Here is a 20,687-nt window from a genome sequence, read left to right as displayed (position 1 = left end):
TGGTGCGGCGCCGGACGCTGCGGAAGTTTTGCATACAGAGTGTATTCACGATTGATTTATGGCCATGCAGGGGCAATAAAAACTTATGGATTCGGCAGATGGAGAACCGGATCCCGAAAGGGAGTGGAGAACGACATGAAACTTGCCTCTGTCATCACGGCCGCGGTTGCGGCGGCCTCGATCGCGGCGCCGGCGCTGGCCGACAAGCTTGACGACATCATCGCCTCGGGCAAGCTGCGCTGTGCGGTGGTGCTGGATTTTCCGCCGATGGGTATGCGTGATGCTGACAACAAGCCGGTCGGATTCGATGTGGACTATTGCAACGATCTGGCCGCCGCGCTGGGCGTGACCGCCGAAATCGTGGAAACCACCTTTCCCGAGCGTATCCCCGCGCTGGTATCGGGGCAGGTGGATATCGGCGTCGCCTCGACCTCGGACACGCTTGAGCGCGCCAAGACCGTTGGCTTTTCGATCCCCTATTACGCCTTTGAAAACGCGGTCGTCGTCAACGACAAGGTCGAGATGGCCGACTGGGAGGGCATGAAGGGCAAGACCGTCGGCGCCACCGCCGGCACCTATGAGGCGATCTGGCTGGAAGGCAAGATCAAGGAATGGGGCGAGGGCCAGTTCCGCCCCTATCAGAACCAGGCCGACGTGTTCCTGGCGCTGAGCCAGGGGCAGTTGGACGCCACCGTCTCGACCATGGAGGTGGCCGAGGCCAACGTGAAATCCGGCAACTTCCCCGGCATCCGCATCGTGGACAAGGCGCCGATGGTGCCCGACTATGTGGCGCTGATCGCGCTGCGCAGCGAACACGGGCTGATCGACTATCTGAACCTGTTCATCAACCAGCAGGTCCGCACCGGCCGCTATGCCGAGCTTTACGCCAAATGGGTGGGCGAGGGCGAGCCGGCCGGTCTGACCATTCCCGGCGTCTACCGCTAAGCTTACCCGCCTGATCCGGCGGCGCGGCAGGATCGCGCCGCCGCACCCTCATCCAAGGCATGGCGGTCATGTTCAATTATACCTTCCAGTGGAAGCAGGCGCTGGCGCGGCTTCCGCAGATGCTAGACGGCGCGGTGGTCACCATGCAGGTGGCGCTGCTGTCGATGGCGATCGGGATCGCGCTGGCGGTGGTGCTGACGCTGTTTCGGCTGTCGCGCAGCCGCATCCTGTCGGGGATTGCCACCAGCTGGGTGGAAATCGCCCGCAACACCCCGGCGCTGTTCCAGATCTACATGGCGCATTTCGGCGTCGCGAGTTTCGGCATCCACTTCAGCCCCTGGACCTCGCTGCTGCTGGGGATCACCTTCAACAACGCGGGCTATCTGGCGGAAAACTTTCGCGGCGCGCTAAAGGCGATTCCCGATACCCAGGCGCGGGCCGGGCGCTCGCTGGGGCTGTCCGAATTGCAGGCGTTCCGGTTCATCGTGATGCCGCAGATGCTGCGGATTTCCTTTCTGCCGATGACCAACCAGATGGTCTGGGCGATCCTGATGACCTCGCTTGGGGTCACGGTCGGCATGAACACCGATCTTTACGGGGTCACGCAGGATCTGAACGCGCTGACCTTCCGCACGTTCGAGCTGTTCGCCGTCGCCGCCGTGATCTTTTACCTGATCACCAAGATCATCCAGCTTGGCGCGCGGCTGCTCGCGCGCCGCATGTTCCGTTATTGAGAGGGGGCAGGGATGTTCGATACCGCATTGTCGGCCAACGACCTGATCTTTCTTGCCAAGGGCGCCGGGATGACGATTTTCGTCACCCTGATCGCGGTGTTCTGCGGCACGGTGCTGGGGATCGTGTTCGGCATCTTCCGCTATCAGGTCGGGCCGGTGATCGCTGCGCCGCTGACCTTTGTGCTGGACGTGTTCCGCTCGATCCCGCTGCTGATCCAGCTGGTGCTGGCCAATGCCTTTCTGGGGATGGTGTTGCGGCTGGGAATGTCGGGGCTGACCGTCGCCTGCATCGTGCTGACGCTGTATACCTCGGCCTATTGCGCGGAAATCGTGCGGGGCGCGATCGAATCGGTGCCGCAGCCGGTGCGCCGTGCCGCGCGCTCGCTGGGGCTGAGCTGGCGGCAGGACATGACCAATATCGTGCTGCCGCTGGCGGTCCGGGTGGGGCTGCCGTCCTGGATCGGCCTGTCGCTGGGGGTGATGAAGGATTCGGCGCTGGTCTATGTGGTGCAGGTGACCGAGCTGCTGAAATCCACGCAGATCCTGATCACGCGCCTGCAAGAGCCGCTGCTGCTGCTGATGATCTGCGGCGCCTTTTATTTCCTTATCAGCTTTCCCGTCGCGCGGCTGGGCGGATACCTAGAAAAACGGTGGACCCATGATTGAGATCCAGAATGTCCGCAAATCCTTTGGCGCGCTCGAGGTGCTCAAGGGCATCGACCTGACCGTGCACAACGGCGAGGTGCTGACCATCATCGGGGGTTCGGGGTCGGGCAAATCCACGCTGCTGACCTGCATCAACGGGTTGGAGCCGATCGATTCCGGCCGCATCCTGGTGGACGGGACCGAGGTTCACGCGCGTTCCACCGACCTCAACAAGCTGCGCCAGAAGATCGGGATCGTGTTCCAGCAATGGAACGCTTTTCCGCATCTGACGGTGCTGGAAAACGTCATGCTCGCCCCCCGCAAGGTCAAGGGGATGAGCAAGCCTGATGCCGAGGCGATGGCCGTCAAGCAGCTGGAACACGTCGGCTTGGGCGACAAGCTGTCGGTCTATCCCTCGCGGCTGTCGGGCGGCCAGCAGCAGCGCATGGCGATTGCCCGGGCGCTGGCGATGTCGCCCAAATACATGCTGTTCGACGAGGTGACCTCGGCCCTTGACCCGATGCTGGTGGGCGAGGTGCTGGACACGCTGCGGCTGCTGGCCTCGGACGGGATGACAATGATCTGCGTCACGCATGAGATGAAATTCGCGCGCGAGGTGTCGGACCGGGTGGCGTTCTTCCATCAAGGCGTGATGGCGGAAATCGCCCCGCCGGCAGAACTGTTCGGCGCCCCGAAAAGCCCGGACCTGCAAAAATTCCTGGCGGCGACGGCGTAAGATGGCGCGGGCGGATGTGATCGTCGTCGGGGCGGGGGTCGTCGGGCTGTCCGCGGCGCTGGCCTTGCAGATGCGGGGGCTTTCCGTGGTGGTGCTGGACCGCGAGGGGCCGGCGGCCGGTGCCTCGGCCGGCAATGCCGGGGCGTTCGCGTTCACCGACATCCTGCCGCTGGCCTCGCCCGGGATCCTGCACAAGGCGCCGCGCTGGCTTTTGGACCCGCTGGGACCGCTAAGCGTGCCGCCCCTTTATGCGCTGAAGATCGCGCCGTGGATGTTCCGTTTCTGGCGGGCCTGTTCGCCGGCGCGGGTAGCGGCCTCGACCACGGCACAGACGGCGCTGATGGACCTGTCCAAGGCCGAGTTGGAACCGTTCCTTGCGGCCACCGGCACAATGCCGATGCTGCGCCGCGACGGCAACTTGCAGGTTTACGAATCCGAGGCCGAGTTCCGCGCCTCATTGCCCGGATGGGAGGCCCGCACCCGCCACGGCATCGCATTCCGCCACATGGACGCGGACGAGATGGCCGGGCTGCAACCGGGCCTGTCGCCGCGTTTCGTCAAGGGGACGTTTACCCCCGAGTGGTATTCGATCAGCGACCCCAAGCTTTACACGCTGGCGCTGGCGGATCGTTTCCGCGCCGGCGGCGGCAGGATCGAGCGGGCCGAGATCGCCACGCTGACCCCCGGCGCCGATAGTGTCGATCTGGGGCATGGCTGGCGCGCGGCGCATGTGGTGCTGGCGGCGGGCGCCCATTCCCACCGCATCGCGCGGTCCTTGGGTGAGAAGATCCCGCTGGAGACCGAGCGCGGCTATAACACCACGCTGCCGGTGGGGGCCTTCGATCTGCGCACGCAGGTGACCTTTGGCGGCCACGGTTTCGTGGTGTCGCGCCTGTCCAGCGGCATCCGCGTCGGCGGCGCGGTGGAACTGGGAGGGCTGGAGCTGGCGCCCAATTTCCGCCGGGCCGAGGCGATGCTGAAAAAGGCCCAGACCTTCCTGCCCGGGCTGGACCCGCAGGGCGGCGTGCAATGGATGGGGTTCCGCCCCTCGCTGCCCGACAGCCTGCCGGTGATCGGCCCCTCGCGCGCCAGCCCGCGCGTTACCTATGCCTTTGGCCACGGCCATCTGGGGCTGACGCAATCACCCGGCACCGCGCGGCTGGTTGCCGATCTGGTGACCGGCGCCGCCCCGCCGATCCCGCTGGCCCCGTTTTCATCGACAAGGTTCTGACCATGGCAAACCACATGTTTTCCTGCATCGACGGGCATACCTGCGGCAATCCCGTGCGGCTGGTTGCGGGCGGCGGGCCGCGGCTGATCGGCGCGGACATGCTGGAAAAGCGGGCGCATTTCCTGCGCGAATTCGACTGGATCCGCACCGGGCTGATGTATGAGCCGCGCGGCCATGACATGATGTCGGGCTCTATCCTTTACCCGCCCACGCGCGCCGATTGCGACGTGGCGGTGCTGTTCATCGAGACCTCGGGCTGCCTGCCGATGTGCGGCCACGGCACCATCGGCACCATCACCATGGGGATCGAGAACGGCCTCATCACCCCGCGCGAGCCCGGGCGCCTGTCGATCGAAACCCCCGCCGGCAAGGTCGACATCACCTATGTGCAGGACGGCCGCTTCGTCGAAGAGGTCCGCCTGACCAACGTCCCCGGCTTTCTTTACGCCGAGGGGCTGACCGCAACGGTCGAGGGCCTGGGCGAGATCGTCGTCGATGTGGCCTATGGCGGCAATTTCTATGCCATCGTCGATCCGCAAAAGAATTTCCGCGACATGGCCGACCATACCGCGGGCCAACTGGTCGGCTGGTCGCCCAAGCTGCGCACGGCGCTGAACGCGAAATACGAGTTCACCCACCCCGAGGATGCCCGCATCAACGGGCTGTCGCATATCCTGTGGACCGGCGCGCCGACCGTGCCGGGGGCGCACGCCCGCAACGCGGTGTTCTATGGCGAAAAGGCCATCGACCGCTCGCCCTGCGGCACCGGCACCTCGGCCCGTATGGCGCAATGGGCGGCCAAGGGGCGGCTGGCGGTGGGGGATGAATTCCACCATGAATCCATCATCGGCTCGATCTTCAAGGGCAGGGTCGAGGCGGCAACCACCGTCGCCGGCCGCCCGGCCATCATCCCCTCGATCGGCGGCTGGGCGCGTCAGACCGGCATCAACACCATCTTCATCGACGACCGCGACCCCTATGCGCATGGATTCGTGGTGAAATGACCGCGACCCGCATCCTGCCGGGCGTGGCCTCGGGTCCGGTGCTGGCGATGGACCAGGGGCTCAGCTTCTGGGGTGGGGTCGATCCGGCCACCGCGAGGGTGATCGACGCGCATCACCCGGCGCATGGGGCCGATCTGGCAGGCGCCGTGGTGCTGATGCCGACCAGCCGCGGGTCGTGCTCGGGGTCGGGGGTGATGCTGGACCTGATGCTGAACGGGCGCGCCCCCGCCGCGCTGATCTTTTCCGAACCCGAGGACATCCTGACCCTCGGCGCGCTGATCGGGGCCGAGATGTTCGCCCGCTCGCTGCCGGTGCTGCGGGTCTCGGTCGCCGATTTTGCCCGGATCGCCACCCAGCCCCACCTGCGGATCACGGACGACGCGATCACGGGCGACGGGCTGCACATCCCCATCGACGATCCGCCCGACCACGCGCTGGCGCTGACCGACAACGACCGCGCCATCCTTGCCGGGCGCGACGGCGCGGCGGCGGCGCTGGCGATGCGCATCATCTGCGCCATGGCCCGCCAGCAGGGGGCGGCGGCGCTGACCGACATCACCCGAGGCCATATCGACGGCTGCATCCTCGCCCATCCAGCGAACCTGATCTTTGCCGAAAAAATGGCCGATCTGGGCGCGCAGGTCCGGGTGCCGACCACGATCAACGCGATCTCGGTGGACCGCGAACACTGGCAAGCGCAGGGGGTGGACCCTGATTTCGGCGCCCGCGCCTCGCGCCTCGCGGATGCCTATGTGCGCATGGGCTGCCGGCCCAGCTTTACCTGCGCGCCCTATCTGCTGACCGACCGCCCGCAGCCGGGCGAGGACATCGCCTGGGCGGAATCGAACGCGGTGGTCTATGCCAATTCGGTGCTGGGGGCGCGGACCCCGAAACACCCCGATTATCTGGACCTGTGCATGGCGGTCACCGGCCGCGCGCCGCTGGCCGGGGTCTATCTGGACGATTCCCGCCGCCCCGAGATCCTGCTGAAGGTGGACCCGCCTGCGGGCGCCGACGATTCCTTCTGGCCGCTCTTGGGCCATGTGGCGGGCTCGGCCGCGCCCGCCGCGATCCCGCTGATCGGGGGCGTCGGGGGGCTGAACCCGTCGCCCGACGACCTCAAGGCGCTCTGCGCCGCCTTCGGCACCACCTCTGCCGCCCCCATGCTGCATGTCGAGGGCGTGACCCCCGAGGCGACAAACCCGCCGCGCCCCCACGCCCCCCGCCACCGCATCACCCCCACCGACCTTTCTGCGGCGTGGGATGATCTCAACCAGCAGCTTCTTCATCATGAAAATATCCCGGGGTCCGGGGCAGCGCCCCGGTCCGGCGCCGACACGGGCACGCCCGTCGATCTTGTCGCCATCGGCAGCCCCCATATCTCGCCCGCCGAGGGCCGCAAGCTGGCCGCACTGCTCGACAACCGCCCCGTCGCAGTGCCGCTGATCGTGACCGCCGGCCGCGCTGTGATCGCTGAACTGAACCGCGACGGGACGCTGGCGCAGCTCAAGGCCAGCGGGGTGCAGGTGATCCCCGATCTCTGCTGGTGCTCGATCACTGAACCGGTGTTTCCGCCGCAGGCGACGGCGGTGATGACCAATTCCGGCAAATACGCCCATTACGGCCCCGGCCTGTCCGGCCGCCCGCTGCGTTTCGGCAGCATGGGCGATTGCGTCGCCGCGGCGCTGACCGGACAGGCCCCCGGCAGACCCTCTTGGCTAGGATAGATCCATGCGCAGCACCCGCACCATCCACGTGATTTCCGCCCATGCCGAGGGCGAGGTCGGCGATGTCATCGTCGGCGGCGTGCTGCCGCCCCCCGGCGACACGATCTGGGACCAGTCCCGCTGGATCGCCCGCGACGGCAGCTTGCGCAATTTCGTGCTGAACGAACCCCGCGGCGGGGTATTCCGCCATGTCAACCTGCTGGTGCCGCCCAAACACCCCGAGGCCGACGCCGCCTTCATCATCATGGAGCCCGAGGACACGCCCCCCATGTCGGGATCAAACTCGATCTGTGTGGCGACCGTGTTGCTGGACGGCGGGCTGGTAGAAATGCAGGAACCCGAAACAAGCCTGGTGCTGGAAGCCCCCGGCGGCCTCGTCCGGGTCCGCGCCGAATGCCGGGACGGCAAGGCCGAACGCATCTTTGTCCAGAACCTGCCCAGTTTCGCCGGTGAACTCGACCGCAGGCTCGAGGTCGAGGGGCTGGGCACGCTGACCGTCGACACCGCTTTCGGCGGCGACAGTTTCGTGGTGGTGGACGCCGCCGCCATGGGCCTGCGGCTGGACGCGTCCGAGGCCCATGACATCGCGCGGCTGGGCGTGCGCATCACCAACGCCGCCAATGCCGCCATGCAGTTCCGCCACCCGACGCTGCCCGACTGGCGGCATTTTTCCTTTTGCCTGTTCGCCGGGCCGGTCACCCGCGACGAAAACGGCCTGCGGGCGGGCGCGGCGGTGGCGATCCAGCCGGGCAAGGTGGACCGCTCGCCCACCGGCACGGCCTTGTCGGCGCGCATGGCGCTGCTGCACGCGCGCGGGCAGATGGGGCTGGATGACCGGCTGACCACGGTGTCGGTGATCGGCTCGACCTTTGCCGGGCGCATCCTCGGCACCGCCGATCTGGCCGGAACGCCTGCGATCCTGCCCGAAATTTCGGGGCGGGGCTGGATCACCGGCATCCACCAGCACATGTTGGACCCTTCGGACCCGTGGCCGCAGGGCTATCGGCTGACCGACAGCTGGGGCGCAAGATAGGCGGCAAGATGGCAAAGGACATGACAGTCAGGACCGAACGAAAACGCGGCGAAGGCGTGCAATTCGTCTATCGGGTGCTGCGCGACGACATTCTCAACCTGGTGCTGCCGCCGGGCAGCCCGATCGACGAGAACCAGCTGGCCGAGCGGCTGTCGATGTCGCGCACCCCCATCCGCGAGGCGCTGGTGCGGCTGGCCGGCGAGGGGCTGGTGACGACGCTGCCCAACCGCTCGACCGTGGTGTCCAACATCGACTTTCTGGACCTGCCCAGCTATTTCGACGCGCTGACGCTGATGTATCGGGTGACGACGCGGCTGGCTGCGGAAAACCGCACTCCGCAGGATCTGACGCAGATCCGCGCGTTGCAGGATGAATATGCGCGGGCGGTCGAGGCGCAGGACGCCGCGGCGATGATCGCGGTCAACCGCGATTTCCACGCCGCCATCGCCGAGGCCGGGCGCAACAGCTATTACACCGGCATGTTCAGCCGCCTGCTGGACGAAGGGCGGCGGTTGCTGCGCATCTATTATTCCTCGTTCAACGACCAGCTGCCGCGGCGCTATGTCGAGGAACACGAAGACATCATCGCCGCCATCGAGGCCCGCGACATCCCCCGCGCCGACCGGCTGGCGACGCAGCATGCCGACCAGATCGTAAAGAAATTGCAAAGGCTGATCGCGCAGGACCGGCGCCGCCATATCGAGCTTTAGGTCGCGCATGGATTTTGTCGACAAGCAAAATACAAACTGTATAATCAAACTCGGCGCCAGCGATTCGCGCGCCCTCGCACCCAAATCTCCATCCCGGCCAAGGAGTCCACGATGAACGCCCAGATCTTCACCGGCTGCATTCCCGCGCTGATGACCCCCTGCACCCCTGACCGCAGCCCCGATTACGATGCGCTGGTGCGCACCGGGCAGCGGCTGATCGACGCCGGCATGTCGGGCGTGGTCTATTGCGGCTCGATGGGCGACTGGCCGCTGCTCACCGACGAGCAGCGGACCGAAGGCGTGGCCCGGCTGGTCGCGGCGGGCGTGCCGGTCGTGGTCGGCACCGGCGCGGTGAACACCGCCACCGCGGTGGCGCACGCGGCCCATGCGCAAAAGGTTGGCGCGCAGGGGCTGATGGTGATCCCGCGGCTGCTGTCGCGCAGCACTTCGGTCGATGCGCAGCGCAACCATTTCAAGGCGATCCTCGCCGCCGCCCCGGACCTGCCGGCGGTGATCTACAACAGCCCGTGGTATGGGTATTCCACCGGGGCCGAGCTGTTCTTTGCGCTGCGCCGCGAACACCCGAATCTGGTCGGCTTCAAGGAATTCGGCGGCGAGGCGGCGATGGATTATGCCGCCGAGCACATCACCAGCCGCGATGACGACGCCATGCTGGTGGTGGGCGTCGATACCTGCACCTTCCACGGTTTCATCCGCTGCGGCGCCGCGGGCGCGATCACCGGCATCGGCTGCGTCCTGCCCGAGGCCTCGCTGCATCTGGTCAAGCTGTGCAAGCAGGCCGCCGCCGGCGACGTGGTGGCCCGCCGTCGCGCGCAGGAACTGGACGAGGCGATGAAGGTGCTGTCGCGCTTCGACGAAGGCTCTGATCTGGTGCTGTTCTACAAATACCTGATGGTGCTCAAGGGCCACCCCGAGTTCGAGCTGCATTTCAACGAAACCGACGCGCTGTCGGACAGTCAGAAAGGCTTTGCCAAGGCGCAGCTGGAACTGTTCGAGACCTGGTATCAGAACTGGTCGCGCGAGGCGTAGGCCGACCCTGCCGGAACCGGGGGCCAGCCCCCCGGTCACTGCCGCGGCCTTCGTCGCTGAAAATGGGCCGCTGGACCGTTTCCCGCGCTCGGAAGCCCGCGGATATTTGGGGCAAGATGAAAAGAACCCTGCCAAGCAGGGCTGTGGTCTCGCCGCTTCTTCATCATGAAAATATCCCGGGGTCCGGGGCAGCGCCCCGGTCCGGCGCGGGCCTCGGGCCCAGGGGCGGCCTTGCGGGGCGGGGGATGCAGGTTAAGACTGCGGCCATCTCGTGCAACAAGGATGGTGCCATGGCGTTGGAAACCGCTCTCGCCCCGCTGTTCCCCTTTCCGCAGCTGCCGGCGATTCCGCTGGTGGATGGATCGGGGCTGTTTCCGGTGCGCCGGATTTTCTGCGTCGGGCGCAACTATGCCGCCCATGCGGCCGAGATGGGGGATGAGGTCGACCGCGAGGCGCCGTTCTATTTCACCAAATCGGTGTTTGCGCTGCATCCGGGCGGGGGCATGTTGCCCTATGCCTGCGGCACCGGCGATTATCACCACGAGGTCGAGCTGGTGGTGGCGCTGGGGCGTGCGGGGTTCCGCGTGCCCGTCGCGCAGGCCGGGGCGCTGGTCTGCGGCCATGCGGTGGGGCTGGACATGACCAGGCGCGACCTTCAGGCCCTCGCCAAGGACCGGCGCAGGCCGTGGGACGTCGCCAAGGATGTCGAGCATTCCGCCGTCATCGGGCCGATCACCCCGGCCGGCGACTGGGCGGGGCCGGAAAATCGTCGCATCTCGCTGTCGGTCAACGGGGTGGTGCGACAGGCTGCGCCTTTGTCGGACATGGTGTGGAGCATCCCCGAGCTGATCGCCGACCTGTCGCGCTATTACCACCTGCAACCGGGCGACCTGATCTATACCGGCACCCCCGCCGGGGTCGGTGCGGTCCAGCCCGGCGACCGGCTGCGGGCCGAGGTCGAGGGGCTTGAGCCGCTGGAACTGGTGATCGGCCCGCTTCCCGAATAAGCGGGCCGGAGGGCGGCGGACGTTCCCCATGGCTGCAACGGGGGCAGCGCGCCCCCGGCCGAGGATCAGTCGCGCAGCAGCTCGTTGATCGAGGTCTTGGACCGGGTTTTCGCGTCCACCCGCTTGACGATCACCGCGCAATACAGATGCACGCCGTTCTTCGACGGCATCGAGCCGGCGACGACCACCGACCCCGCGGGCACCTCGCCATACATCACCTCGCCGGTCTCGCGGTCGAGGATCTTGGTGGACTGGCCGATGAACACGCCCATGCCCAGCACCGAGCCTTCGCGCACGATCACGCCCTCGACCACCTCGGACCGGGCGCCGATGAAGCAGTCGTCCTCGATGATGGTGGGGCCGGCCTGCATCGGTTCCAGCACGCCGCCGATGCCGACGCCGCCCGACAGATGCACGCGCTTGCCGATCTGCGCGCAGGATCCGACGGTGGCCCAGGTATCGACCATGGTGCCCTCGTCCACATAGGCGCCCAGATTGACGAAGGACGGCATCAGCACCGCGCCGGGCGCGATATAGGCCGAGCGGCGCACCACGCAGTTCGGCACCGCGCGGAAACCGGCCTGCGCCCAGCGGGCGGCGTCCCAGCCGGCGAACTTGCTGTCCACCTTGTCCCACCAGCCGCCGCCCTGCGGGCCGCCGGACTGGAACTCCATGTCCTTGAGCCGAAAGCCCAGCAGCACGGCCTTTTTCGCCCATTGGTTCACATGCCAGTCGGCGCCGCGCTTTTCGGCGACCCGCAGTTCGCCCCGGTCCAGCGCGTCCAGCGTGGTCTCGATCGCGTCGCGGGTTTCGCCGGTGGTGGCGGGGGAAATCGAATCGCGCGCGTCCCAGGCGGCCTCGATGGCGGTCTCTAATGCTGCATAGGACATGGCGGCTCCTTCATCCTCGGGTGGAAACTGTCAGCTTCGGGCTATAAGCGGGGGGGCAAGAGGGCGCAATCTCGCCGCGCCGGTGATGAGGATCCGATGACGCCAGAAGACGATCGCAGCCACGCATTCCGCGACAGCTATCAGGACGTGCGCGTGACCAGCCGCACCCCGGACACCGCGCAGACCCGCGCGCCCGCCTATCGGCTGGCGTTCACCGACACCGATTTCCTGCTGCGCGAGGAGCTGCGCCCGGTGCGGCTGCAGCTGGAACTGCTCAAGCCGCAGATGGTGCTGGACGAGCGCGGCGTGCAGTCCACGGTGGTGATGTTCGGCGGCGCCCGCATTCCCACGCCGCAGGATGCCGATACCGCCGCCACCCCCACGCTGGGCGCGCTGTCGTGCTATTACACCGAGGCCGAGCGTTTCGCCTGCCTGATGACCCAGCGCAGCCTGGCCACCTATGGGCGCGAATGGGTGATCTGCACCGGCGGCGGCCCCGGCGTGATGGAGGCCGGCAACAAGGGCGCGCATGAGGCGGGCGGCCATTCCATCGGCCTGTCCATCGTGCTGCCCCATGAACAGGCGCCGAACACCTATGTGACCCCGGACCTGTGCTTCAACTTTCACTATTTCGCCATCCGCAAGATGCATTTCCTGATGCGGGCCAAGGTCATCACCATCTTCCCCGGCGGCTTCGGCACGCTGGACGAGATGTTCGAGGCGCTGACCCTGATCCAGACCGGCCGGATGCGGCGGGTGCCGTTCCTGCTGTTCGGCGGCGCGTTCTGGAAAGAGATCGTCAACTGGCAGGCGCTGGTCGAGGCCGGGACCATCAGTCCCGACGATCTTGACCTGATCCGATTCGTCGAAACCGCGGACGAGGCGGTCGAGATCATCGACGCGTTCGATTTTTCCGAGTGCTGAACGCGCGTCAGGCGCGGTGATAGGGCAGGCCGGCCAGGATGGTGGCGGCACGGTAAAGCTGTTCGGCCAGCATCACCCGCACCAGCATATGCGGCCAGACCATTGCGCCGAAAGACAGGCTGTGCGCGGCGCGGTTGCGCAGTTCCGGGTCCAGCCCGTCGGCGCCGCCGATCAGGAACACCGCGTCCGACTGTCCGTCGTCGCGCAGCCGCGCCAGCAGGGCGGCGAACTCGGGCGAGGTGAACTGCCGGCCGCGTTCGTCCAGTGCGATCACCGCCGCGCCCGTGGGGATCTGGCGGGACAGCAGCGCGGCCTCGGCGGCCTTGCCGCCACCGCGCCGGTCCTCGACCTCGGCGATGTCGGCCGGGCCCAGCCCCAGCGGGCGGCCGGTTTGCGCAAAACGGGTCAGGTAATCCGCGATCAGCGGCGTTTCGGGGGCGCGGGCCGGCAGCCGGCCCACCGCAGCGATACGGACCCGCAGCATCCCGCGGGGCTTACTGCGCCAGCGTGTGGCCCGCCCCGTCGCGGGCTGCCCCGTCGCGCCCGGCGTCATCGCGGGCAGCATCGGCGCGCAGGCTGGCCAGCGCATCGGCCGGCATCCACATCTTTTCCAGCTGGTAGAACTCGCGCACTTCGGGGCGGAACACGTGGACGATCACGTCGTCGGTGTCGATCAGCACCCAGTCGCCGGTGTCCTTGCCCTCGATCCGGGCGCCGTGGCCGGTCTGGGCCTTCAGCCGCTCGACCAGCTTGTCGGCGATGGATGCCACCTGCCGCGAGCTGCGCCCCGAGGCAATGACCATATGGTCCGCCATTGCGGAACGCCCGCGCAGGTCGATGGTGACGATATCCTCGGCCTTGTCGTCCTCAAGCGATGCAAGAATGCGGGCAAGCAGCTGGTCGCTGCCTTCCGAGGCGGTCGCGGCCGGCGTGTCGGCCCGCGGGTGGGTGGTGGACAGGGGACTTCCTCCGGTCAGCGCGCCGCATGTCCCCGGCGCCGGGATGGGACAAAGATAGCACGGGAACGCCCGTTCTCAACCACCGCGACGCAGATTCCTGCCGGCGGCGGGGAAAATATCGGGCAGGACGGGCAGGACCCGCCCCGATAGGGGGCTGCGCAGGGGTCAACCCCTTGCAGGACGGGGCGTCAAGGGGGTATCTAGACGGAATGATCCGGTTTTTCGACATCTCCGATCGCGCCCGCCTGCCCGGCCGGTTCTACGGCCTTTGCCGGACGGTGACCGCGCGACTGTGAACGACCGTGCCTGCGCGCCGCCCGACGTGGCGCGCCCAGACGTGTTTTCCGTGTTCCCGCGCCCTATGCCATCTTTCCGAAAGAGACAGCCATGACCGGCACCCCAACCCAAAGCGGTCCCCGCACGCTTTACGACAAGATCTTCGACGCCCATATCGTCGACCGCCAGCCCGACGGCACCTGCCTGCTGTATATCGACCGCCACCTTGTGCACGAGGTCACCAGCCCGCAGGCGTTCGAGGGGCTGCGCATGACCGGCCGCAAGGTGCGCGCGCCGGAAAAGACCATCGCCGTGCCCGACCACAACGTGCCGACCACCGCCGACCGCGTGGACGGGATCGAGAACCCCGAGGGTCGCGCCCAGGTCGCCGAGCTTGACAAGAACGCCCGCGAATTCGGGGTGAACTATTACCCGATGAACGACATCCGTCAGGGCATCGTCCATATCGTCGGCCCGGAACAAGGCTGGACCCTGCCCGGCATGACCGTGGTCTGCGGCGACAGCCACACCGCCACCCATGGCGCATTCGGCGCGCTGGCGCACGGCATCGGCACCTCCGAGGTGGAACATGTTCTGGCCACCCAGACGCTGATCCAGAAGAAATCGAAAAACATGAAGGTGGAGATCACTGGCAGCCTGCGCCCCGGCGTGACCGCCAAGGACATCACCCTTGCGGTGATCGGCAAGACCGGCACCGCCGGCGGCACCGGCCATGTCATCGAATACTGCGGCCAGGCGATCCGCGAGCTGTCGATGGAAGGCCGCATGACCGTCTGCAACATGGCGATCGAGGGCGGCGCCCGCGCCGGGCTGATCGCGCCCGACGAAAAGACCTTTGACTATGTCAAGGGCCGCCCGCACGCCCCGAAAGGCGCCGCGTGGGAAGCCGCGGTGACGTGGTGGAAGACCCTGTTTTCCGACGACGACGCGCAGTGGGACAAGGTGGTCACCATCCGCGGCGAGGATATCGAGCCGGTGGTGACCTGGGGCACCTCGCCCGAGGATGTGCTGCCCATCGGCGGCACCGTCCCCGCGCCCGAAGATTTCGAGGGCGGCAAGGTCGAGGCCGCGCGCCGGTCGCTTGACTACATGGGGCTGACCCCCGGCATGAAGCTGACCGACATCAAGATCGATTCGGTGTTCATCGGATCCTGCACCAACGGCCGTATCGAGGATCTGCGCGCCGCCGCCGGAGTGCTGCGCGGCAAGCATCTGGCGCCGGGCGTGCGCGGGATGGTGGTTCCGGGTTCGGGCCTCGTGCGGATGCAGGCCGAGGAAGAGGGGCTGGACCGCGTCTTCATCGACGCGGGTTTCGACTGGCGGCTGGCGGGCTGTTCCATGTGTCTGGGCATGAACCCCGACCAGCTGGCGCCGGGCGAGCGCTGCGCCGCCACCTCGAACCGCAACTTCGAGGGCCGGATGGGCCGCGGCGGGCGCACGCATCTGATGTCGCCGGTCATGGCCGCCGCCGCCGGCGTCGCCGGGCATCTGGTCGATGTGCGCGAGGTGATGGCCGAGGCCCCGGCCACCGCATAAGCCCTGGTTCCCGCCCGCGCGGCCACGGGGCCGCCGGGCCCCAACCCGAAAGGATGGCGCCATGAAAGGCAGCACGGCACTGATCATCGCGGGCGTCGTGGCCCTGATCGGGGGCATCATCGCCCTTGCGTTTCCGCTGCCGGCCTCGCTGGCGGTGGCGATTTTCGTCGGCTGGGCCTTTGTGTTCAGCGGCACGCTGGGGCTGTGGGCTGCGTTTTCCGACGGCACCCTGCCCAACCGCGGCTGGTTCGGGCTGCTCAGCCTGCTGAACCTGGTGCTGGGGGTCTGGATGCTGGCCCGCCCGCTCGAAGGGATGATCTCGCTGACCATCGTGGTGGGGGTGCTGTTCCTGCTTTCGGGGGGATCGCGGCTGTATCTGGCGGCGACCGAGTATCGCGGCAGCCAGATGATGTGGACCATGGTGCTGTCGGCGCTGATCTCGGTCGGGCTGGGGCTGTATATCCTGTTCCGCCTGCCGCAGGCCAGCGCGGTGGCGCTGGGGGTGCTGCTGGCGGTCGAGCTGATCGTGGTCGGCACCGCGCTGCTGATGGCGGGAATGGCGACGCGCCGCATCGGGCGGCCCTGACGGCCGTCACAACCGAAAACACCGGCCCGCGGCCCCGCCGCCGGCCACCCTGCCGCCGGGCAAGCCGCGGCAGTCGATTTTTCCGGAGCGAAGACATGGACAAGTTCACCACCCTGACCGGCATCGCGGCGCCCATGCCGCTGGTCAACATCGACACCGACATGATCATTCCCAAGCAGTTCCTGAAGACGATCCATCGTTCCGGGCTGGGCAAGAACCTGTTCGACGAGATGCGCTATCACCCCGACGGCAGTGAAAACCCCGATTTCGTGCTGAACAAGCCGGCATGGCGCGAATCGCAGATCATCGTGGCGGGCGACAACTTTGGCTGCGGCTCGTCGCGCGAACATGCGCCCTGGGCGCTGCTGGACTATGGAATCCGGGCGGTGATCTCGACCAGCTTTGCCGACATTTTCTATAATAACTGCTTCAAGAACGGCATCCTGCCCATCATGCTGCCGGCCGAGGCGGTCGAGGCGCTGATGAAGGACGCCGAAAACGGCGCCAATGCCCGGCTGACCGTGGATCTGGAATCGCAGACCGTGACCGGCGCGGATGGCACCGCCTATCATTTCGACATCGACCCGCACCGCAAGCACTGCCTGCTGAACGGGCTGGACGACATCGGGCTGACCATGGAAAAGGCGCGCGCGATCGCGGCTTACGAGACCCGCATCGCGCAAGCGCAGCCCTGGGTCTGACCTTGCGCCTTGGGGCTGCGCTGGCCCTGTGGCTGGCGCTGGCCGCCGGGCCCGCGCTGGCCGAGCGGCTGCGGGTGGCCACGTTTTCCCCCGACCTCTCGCGCGAGGGGCCGGGGCTTTTGCTGCGCGACATCGCCTCGGGCAAGGATGCGCAGGTTGCGGCGGCGGTGCAGGTGATCGCCGCGGTTGCGCCCGATGTGCTGCTGCTGACCGGTTTCGACTGGGACCACGAGGGGCGGGCGCTGTCCGGTTTTGCCGCGCTGCTGGAGGATGCGGGGGTGGACTATCCCCACCGCCACGCCAGCCGTCCCAACCGCGGCATGGCCACGGGGTTGGACATGGATGGCGACGGCCGGCTGGGCACCGCCGACGACGCGCAGGGGTTCGGGCAGTTTTCCGGGCAAAAGGGCATGGCGCTGCTATCGCGGCTGCCTCTGGGTGAGGTCACGGACCATTCCGTCCTGCTGTGGCGCGACCTGCCGGGGAACCTGATGCCTTCGGCCCCGGCAGAGGTCGCGGCGGCACAGCGCCTGTCCACCACCGCGCATTGGCAGGTGCCGGTGCTGGCGGGCGAACAGCCGCTGACGCTGCTGGCCTGGGCCGCGACGCCGCCGGTGTTCGGTCGCGGCGACCGCAACGCCCGGCGCAACCATGACGAGGCCGCGTTCTGGCTGGACCGCCTGCCTGACGCGCGTTTCGTGCTGATCGGGAATACCAATCTCGACCCCGTGGACGGCGAGGGGCGGCGTCAGGCGATGGCGGCGCTGCTGTCGCGCGTGCAGGATCCGCGCCCCGCCAGCGAAGGCGGGCGGCTGGCGCCCCAGGTCGGCGCCAATGCCGCGCAGCGGGGCGACCCGGCGCTGGACACCGCCGAATGGGGGGACGAGCCGGGCCGGCCGGGCAACATGCGGGTGGATGTGGTGCTGCCCTCGGCCGATCTTGCCGTGCTGGATGCGGGGGTGTTCTGGCCTGCGCCCGGGGATCCCATGGCCGAGATCGCGCGCGCGGCCTCGCGTCACCGGCTGGTGTGGGTCGATCTGGCGCTGGACTAAGCCTTACTGCGGGTGGTCGGTCGGCGTGGTTCCGCCGCCCATCTGTTTCAGCCGCGCAATCAGCGGCCCCGCGGTCGGGCCGATGCGGTCACAGGCGCCGGGGTCGTCCAGCAGCTGAAAGGCCGGGCCGTAATATTCGCGGTCGTAGTCCTGCGCGCTCAGCCCCAGCTGTGCGGCCAGTTGGTCGCCGGTGGCGGTGATCAGCGTCCATTCCGCGTCCGAGATCGCATGGTCGGGGCAGTTCGAGGTGATCACGTTCACCTGCGCCAGCTCGGCAATCAGCGCCTGCGCCTGCGCCTGCGACAGGCTGGATGTATCGGGCAGCGGCACCGTCATTCCCCGTTCGGCCAGCCCGGCCCCGGCGGCGGTCATCCAAAGGGCAGCGGCTGCCACGGCAAGCATGGGTTTCATCGTCCGACTCCTTCATCCATTCCGGGCGGCGGGACCATTCCCACCGGACCGGCGGCCGGACTGCAAGCCAAATGCCCGTGAACTTGACGCAAAGGCGGGGCGGGGCTAGGCGGAAACGATCCGCGAAACCCGAAACGCAAAGGCGCAAGATGACCGACAGCTATTCCCTTCTGATCCTGCCGGGCGACGGCATCGGCCCCGAAGTCATGGCCGAGGTGCGCAAGGTCATCGACTGGTTCCAGGCCAACCGCGGGATGCGGTTCGACGTGTCCGAGGGGCTGGTCGGCGGCGCCGCCTATGACGCCCACGGTGCGCCGCTGTCGGACGAAACCATGGCGCAGGCGCAGGCGGTCGATGCGGTGCTGCTGGGCGCGGTCGGCGGGCCGAAATACGACAACCTCGATTTCAGCGTGAAACCGGAACGGGGGCTGTTGCGCCTGCGCAAGGAAATGGACCTGTTCGCCAACCTGCGCCCGGCGCAGTGTTTCGACGCGCTGGCGGATTTTTCCAGCCTCAAGCGCGATGTGGTGGCGGGGCTGGATATCCTGATCGTGCGCGAACTGACCTCGGGCGTCTATTTCGGCGAGCCGCGCGGCATCTTTACCGAAAACGGCGAGCGGGTGGGCATCAACACCCAGCGCTATACGGAATCGGAAATCGCCCGCGTCGCCCGCGCGGCGTTCGATCTGGCGCGCAAGCGGGCGGGCCGCGTCTGCTCGATGGAAAAGGCCAATGTGATGGAATCGGGGATCCTGTGGCGCGAAGTCGTCCAGAAGATCCACGACGAGGAATATGCGGATGTCGAGCTGTCGCACATGTATGCCGACAACGGCGCCATGCAGTTGGTGCGCAACCCGCGCCAGTTCGACGTGATCGTGACCGACAATTTGTTCGGCGACATCCTGTCGGACGCGGCGGCGATGTTGACCGGCAGCCTTGGGATGCTGCCCTCGGCGTCGTTGGGCGCCCCGGCGGCGAACGGCCGCCCCAAGGCGCTGTATGAACCGGTGCATGGCTCGGCCCCCGACATCGCGGGGCAGGGCAAGGCCAATCCGATCGCCTGCATCCTCAGCTTTGCCATGGCGCTGCGCTATTCCTTTGCCGAGGCGCAGGCCGCCGACGATCTGGAAGCCGCGGTGGAAAAGGTGCTGGCCGAGGGTGCCCGCACCGCCGATCTGATGGGCCCCGAGGGCGGCACCCCGATCTCGACCTCGGCCATGGGCGACCGCATCATCGCGGCGCTGGCCGGCTGATACTGCCGGCGCGGCCGCCCTTGGGCCGGCCGCGCCGCAACCGCAAGTTTGCGCGCCATCCCCCCTTGCATTCGCCCGCGCCACGGGATACCTGCCGCGTCACGGTCGGAGCGTAGCGCAGCCTGGTAGCGCACCTGCTTCGGGAGCAGGGGGTCGGAGGTTCGAATCCTCTCGCTCCGACCAGTTTTCCCGCCTCGCTGTTCAGGAAATCCAGTCCTCAAGGGGCGGGTTTTGTTGCCGGCCCGCGTTGTCGGGCGTATTTTCTGTCTTGCAACTGCTCTGCCCTGCCGCCTTGTGGCATCCGGCCCCGCCAGCGTGGCGTTTCAGCAAGCGGTCCTTGGGTGCGGCTCCGGGGTTTGCGGCTGAGCTGGTGTGGCCGGTCCTGTGCATGGCGTCGCCGGATGATGCCCCGCGCAATGGTCAGCAGGGCCTGCCGCCTTGGGCCAGATGCTGATCGCAGCGCGGACGGCCCCCTGGCAATCAGATCGTGCGACCACGCCGGAACGATATATCGCCGAAAGACTGGGGGCTGATCCGTGGGTGCCGTAGCGGCGATGCGGTGCGTGGGCTGATCGGCGACGGGCTGCTGGTCCCGACGGCCGATTCAGCGACAGGATGGCGGGTTTTTCGGCAGCAACACCTCAATATCCGAAATATTTGTGCCTGTTTCTAGCCGATTAGTCCGCATGTGCTTGGCTTTGCCCCTGGGCTTGGGCATACTCACGGAATATTTTCTTGATTTGATTTTATCGGGGGCCATTTATGAACGCCTCTCTTCGGCAATCTGGCCGGCTTGGTCGCCTGACGACGGATCTTGGGCCGGATGTTCTGGCGCTTTTGCGCTTTGAGGGCAGCGACCACCTCAACGACCTGTTTGATTACCGTGTCGAGGCGCTGGCCACGCGCGGGGATCTTGATTTTGATGCGCTGATCGGCACCCACGCCACGGTCGAGATCGAGACCCGCTATGGCGGCCAATCCTTTGACGGCATCGTGACGCAGGCGCGTTGGGCGGGGGTGGGCGAGAACGGGCATCGTTACGAGCTGACCCTGCGGCCGTGGTTCTGGCTTGCCTCACGGCGCCGCAACCAGCGGATTTTCCACGATAAGACCGTGGTGCAGATCTTGCAGGAACTGCTGTCGGACTATGCCCGGCTTGGCGATCCGGCGGTCGAGTTCCAATTGTCGCAGGCTTACCCGACCCTTGAATACACCGTGCAATACCGCGAATCCGACCTCGATTTCGCCCGCCGGCA

Annotated in this window: 22 protein-coding genes and 1 tRNA gene; 19 read left to right on the top strand and 4 right to left on the bottom strand. The window is 67.2% G+C overall.

The genetic code is table 11. From position 1 onward, the window contains the following. The first annotated feature begins 135 nt into the window (after positions 1–135). From BLW83_RS10600 to BLW83_RS10550, 11 genes are all read left to right on the top strand, one after another. Positions 136–945: an ABC transporter substrate-binding protein gene (locus BLW83_RS10600; RefSeq protein ID WP_090848213.1), complete on the top strand. Its 810-nt coding sequence runs from the start codon at positions 136–138 to the stop codon at positions 943–945. 68 nt (positions 946–1,013) lie between these two features. Continuing rightward, entirely contained in the window at positions 1,014–1,679 is a 666-nt protein-coding gene (locus BLW83_RS10595; RefSeq protein WP_090848480.1) for an amino acid ABC transporter permease, read from the top strand. A 12-nt stretch (positions 1,680–1,691) separates the two neighbouring features. Continuing rightward, a complete protein-coding gene (locus BLW83_RS10590; protein ID WP_090848212.1) occupies positions 1,692–2,345 on the top strand; it encodes an amino acid ABC transporter permease in 654 nt (217 codons plus the stop codon). Next, positions 2,338–3,060: an amino acid ABC transporter ATP-binding protein gene (locus tag BLW83_RS10585; RefSeq protein WP_090848211.1), complete on the top strand. Its 723-nt coding sequence runs from the start codon at positions 2,338–2,340 to the stop codon at positions 3,058–3,060. The genes BLW83_RS10590 and BLW83_RS10585 overlap by 8 nt, the downstream gene beginning before the upstream one ends. A 1-nt stretch (position 3,061) precedes the next feature. After that, positions 3,062–4,291 (top strand): NAD(P)/FAD-dependent oxidoreductase, encoded by a 1,230-nt coding sequence (locus BLW83_RS10580; RefSeq protein WP_090848210.1) that lies wholly within the window; start codon positions 3,062–3,064, stop codon positions 4,289–4,291. A 2-nt stretch (positions 4,292–4,293) separates the two neighbouring features. Next, on the top strand, positions 4,294–5,295 hold the full coding sequence (locus BLW83_RS10575; protein ID WP_090848209.1) for a 4-hydroxyproline epimerase: 1,002 nt from the start codon (positions 4,294–4,296) through the stop codon (positions 5,293–5,295). After that, entirely contained in the window at positions 5,292–7,022 is a 1,731-nt protein-coding gene (gene lhpI, locus BLW83_RS10570) for a cis-3-hydroxy-L-proline dehydratase (RefSeq protein WP_090848208.1), read from the top strand. Before BLW83_RS10575 ends, lhpI begins: the two co-directional genes overlap by 4 nt. A gap of 4 nt (positions 7,023–7,026) precedes the next feature. Beyond that, positions 7,027–8,055, top strand: a complete 1,029-nt coding sequence (locus BLW83_RS10565) for a trans-3-hydroxy-L-proline dehydratase (RefSeq protein ID WP_090848207.1) — start codon at positions 7,027–7,029, stop codon at positions 8,053–8,055. 20 nt (positions 8,056–8,075) lie between these two features. Further along, positions 8,076–8,765 carry a GntR family transcriptional regulator gene (locus BLW83_RS10560; protein WP_218139119.1) on the top strand — a complete coding sequence of 230 codons (690 nt, stop codon included), beginning with the start codon at positions 8,076–8,078 and terminating at the stop codon, positions 8,763–8,765. Positions 8,766–8,876: 111 nt separating this feature from the next. Next, complete coding sequence (locus BLW83_RS10555; RefSeq protein WP_090848205.1) at positions 8,877–9,815, top strand: dihydrodipicolinate synthase family protein; 939 nt, start codon at positions 8,877–8,879, stop codon at positions 9,813–9,815. A gap of 245 nt (positions 9,816–10,060) precedes the next feature. Next, complete coding sequence (locus BLW83_RS10550) at positions 10,061–10,822, top strand: fumarylacetoacetate hydrolase family protein (protein WP_342707519.1); 762 nt, start codon at positions 10,061–10,063, stop codon at positions 10,820–10,822. 65 nt (positions 10,823–10,887) lie between these two features. Here BLW83_RS10550 and dapD read toward each other — a convergent pair whose 3' ends face one another. Continuing rightward, complete coding sequence (dapD, locus tag BLW83_RS10545; RefSeq protein ID WP_090848203.1) at positions 10,888–11,712, bottom strand: 2,3,4,5-tetrahydropyridine-2,6-dicarboxylate N-succinyltransferase; 825 nt, start codon at positions 11,710–11,712, stop codon at positions 10,888–10,890. A 96-nt stretch (positions 11,713–11,808) separates the two neighbouring features. On the opposite strand from dapD, the gene BLW83_RS10540 reads away from it, so the two are divergent. Beyond that, a complete protein-coding gene (locus tag BLW83_RS10540) occupies positions 11,809–12,636 on the top strand; it encodes an LOG family protein (protein WP_090848202.1) in 828 nt (275 codons plus the stop codon). A gap of 7 nt (positions 12,637–12,643) precedes the next feature. Here the strand turns inward: BLW83_RS10540 and rlmH are convergent, their stop codons facing one another. After that, positions 12,644–13,120, bottom strand: coding sequence for a 23S rRNA (pseudouridine(1915)-N(3))-methyltransferase RlmH (gene rlmH / locus BLW83_RS10535; protein WP_425433950.1), 477 nt, complete (start codon positions 13,118–13,120; stop codon positions 12,644–12,646). 10 nt (positions 13,121–13,130) lie between these two features. Continuing rightward, positions 13,131–13,595, bottom strand: coding sequence for a ribosome silencing factor (gene rsfS, locus BLW83_RS10530; RefSeq protein WP_090848201.1), 465 nt, complete (start codon positions 13,593–13,595; stop codon positions 13,131–13,133). A 387-nt stretch (positions 13,596–13,982) separates the two neighbouring features. Between rsfS and leuC the strand changes: the two genes are divergently transcribed. The 4 genes from leuC (at position 13,983) to BLW83_RS10505 (ending at position 17,767) form a co-directional block, all read left to right on the top strand. Next, the gene (leuC, locus tag BLW83_RS10520) at positions 13,983–15,428 is read left to right on the top strand and encodes a 3-isopropylmalate dehydratase large subunit (protein WP_090848199.1); all 1,446 of its coding nucleotides are present in this window, start codon (positions 13,983–13,985) and stop codon (positions 15,426–15,428) included. Positions 15,429–15,489: 61 nt separating this feature from the next. After that, complete coding sequence (locus BLW83_RS10515) at positions 15,490–16,014, top strand: HdeD family acid-resistance protein (RefSeq protein WP_090848198.1); 525 nt, start codon at positions 15,490–15,492, stop codon at positions 16,012–16,014. Positions 16,015–16,109: 95 nt separating this feature from the next. After that, a complete protein-coding gene (gene leuD, locus BLW83_RS10510; RefSeq protein ID WP_090848197.1) occupies positions 16,110–16,715 on the top strand; it encodes a 3-isopropylmalate dehydratase small subunit in 606 nt (201 codons plus the stop codon). A gap of 2 nt (positions 16,716–16,717) precedes the next feature. After that, the gene (locus BLW83_RS10505) at positions 16,718–17,767 is read left to right on the top strand and encodes an endonuclease/exonuclease/phosphatase family protein (RefSeq protein WP_245728800.1); all 1,050 of its coding nucleotides are present in this window, start codon (positions 16,718–16,720) and stop codon (positions 17,765–17,767) included. A gap of 3 nt (positions 17,768–17,770) precedes the next feature. On the opposite strand, the gene BLW83_RS10500 is transcribed toward BLW83_RS10505, so the two are convergent. Further along, entirely contained in the window at positions 17,771–18,178 is a 408-nt protein-coding gene (locus BLW83_RS10500; RefSeq protein ID WP_090848196.1) for a hypothetical protein, read from the bottom strand. A 149-nt stretch (positions 18,179–18,327) separates the two neighbouring features. Between BLW83_RS10500 and leuB the strand changes: the two genes are divergently transcribed. From leuB to BLW83_RS10485, 3 genes are all read left to right on the top strand, one after another. Further along, entirely contained in the window at positions 18,328–19,431 is a 1,104-nt protein-coding gene (gene leuB, locus BLW83_RS10495) for a 3-isopropylmalate dehydrogenase (protein ID WP_090848195.1), read from the top strand. A gap of 106 nt (positions 19,432–19,537) precedes the next feature. Beyond that, positions 19,538–19,614 (top strand) — tRNA-Pro (locus BLW83_RS10490). 579 nt (positions 19,615–20,193) lie between these two features. Further along, positions 20,194–20,687: contractile injection system protein, VgrG/Pvc8 family (locus BLW83_RS10485; protein WP_281245536.1), on the top strand; the 494-nt coding region annotated here is incomplete at its 3' end.

The organism is Paracoccus alkenifer (assembly GCF_900108405.1).
Classification (GTDB): domain Bacteria; phylum Pseudomonadota; class Alphaproteobacteria; order Rhodobacterales; family Rhodobacteraceae; genus Paracoccus; species Paracoccus alkenifer.
The sequence above is the reverse complement of the archived record's forward strand: the minus strand, read 5'-3'. Positions and strand labels throughout refer to the sequence as shown.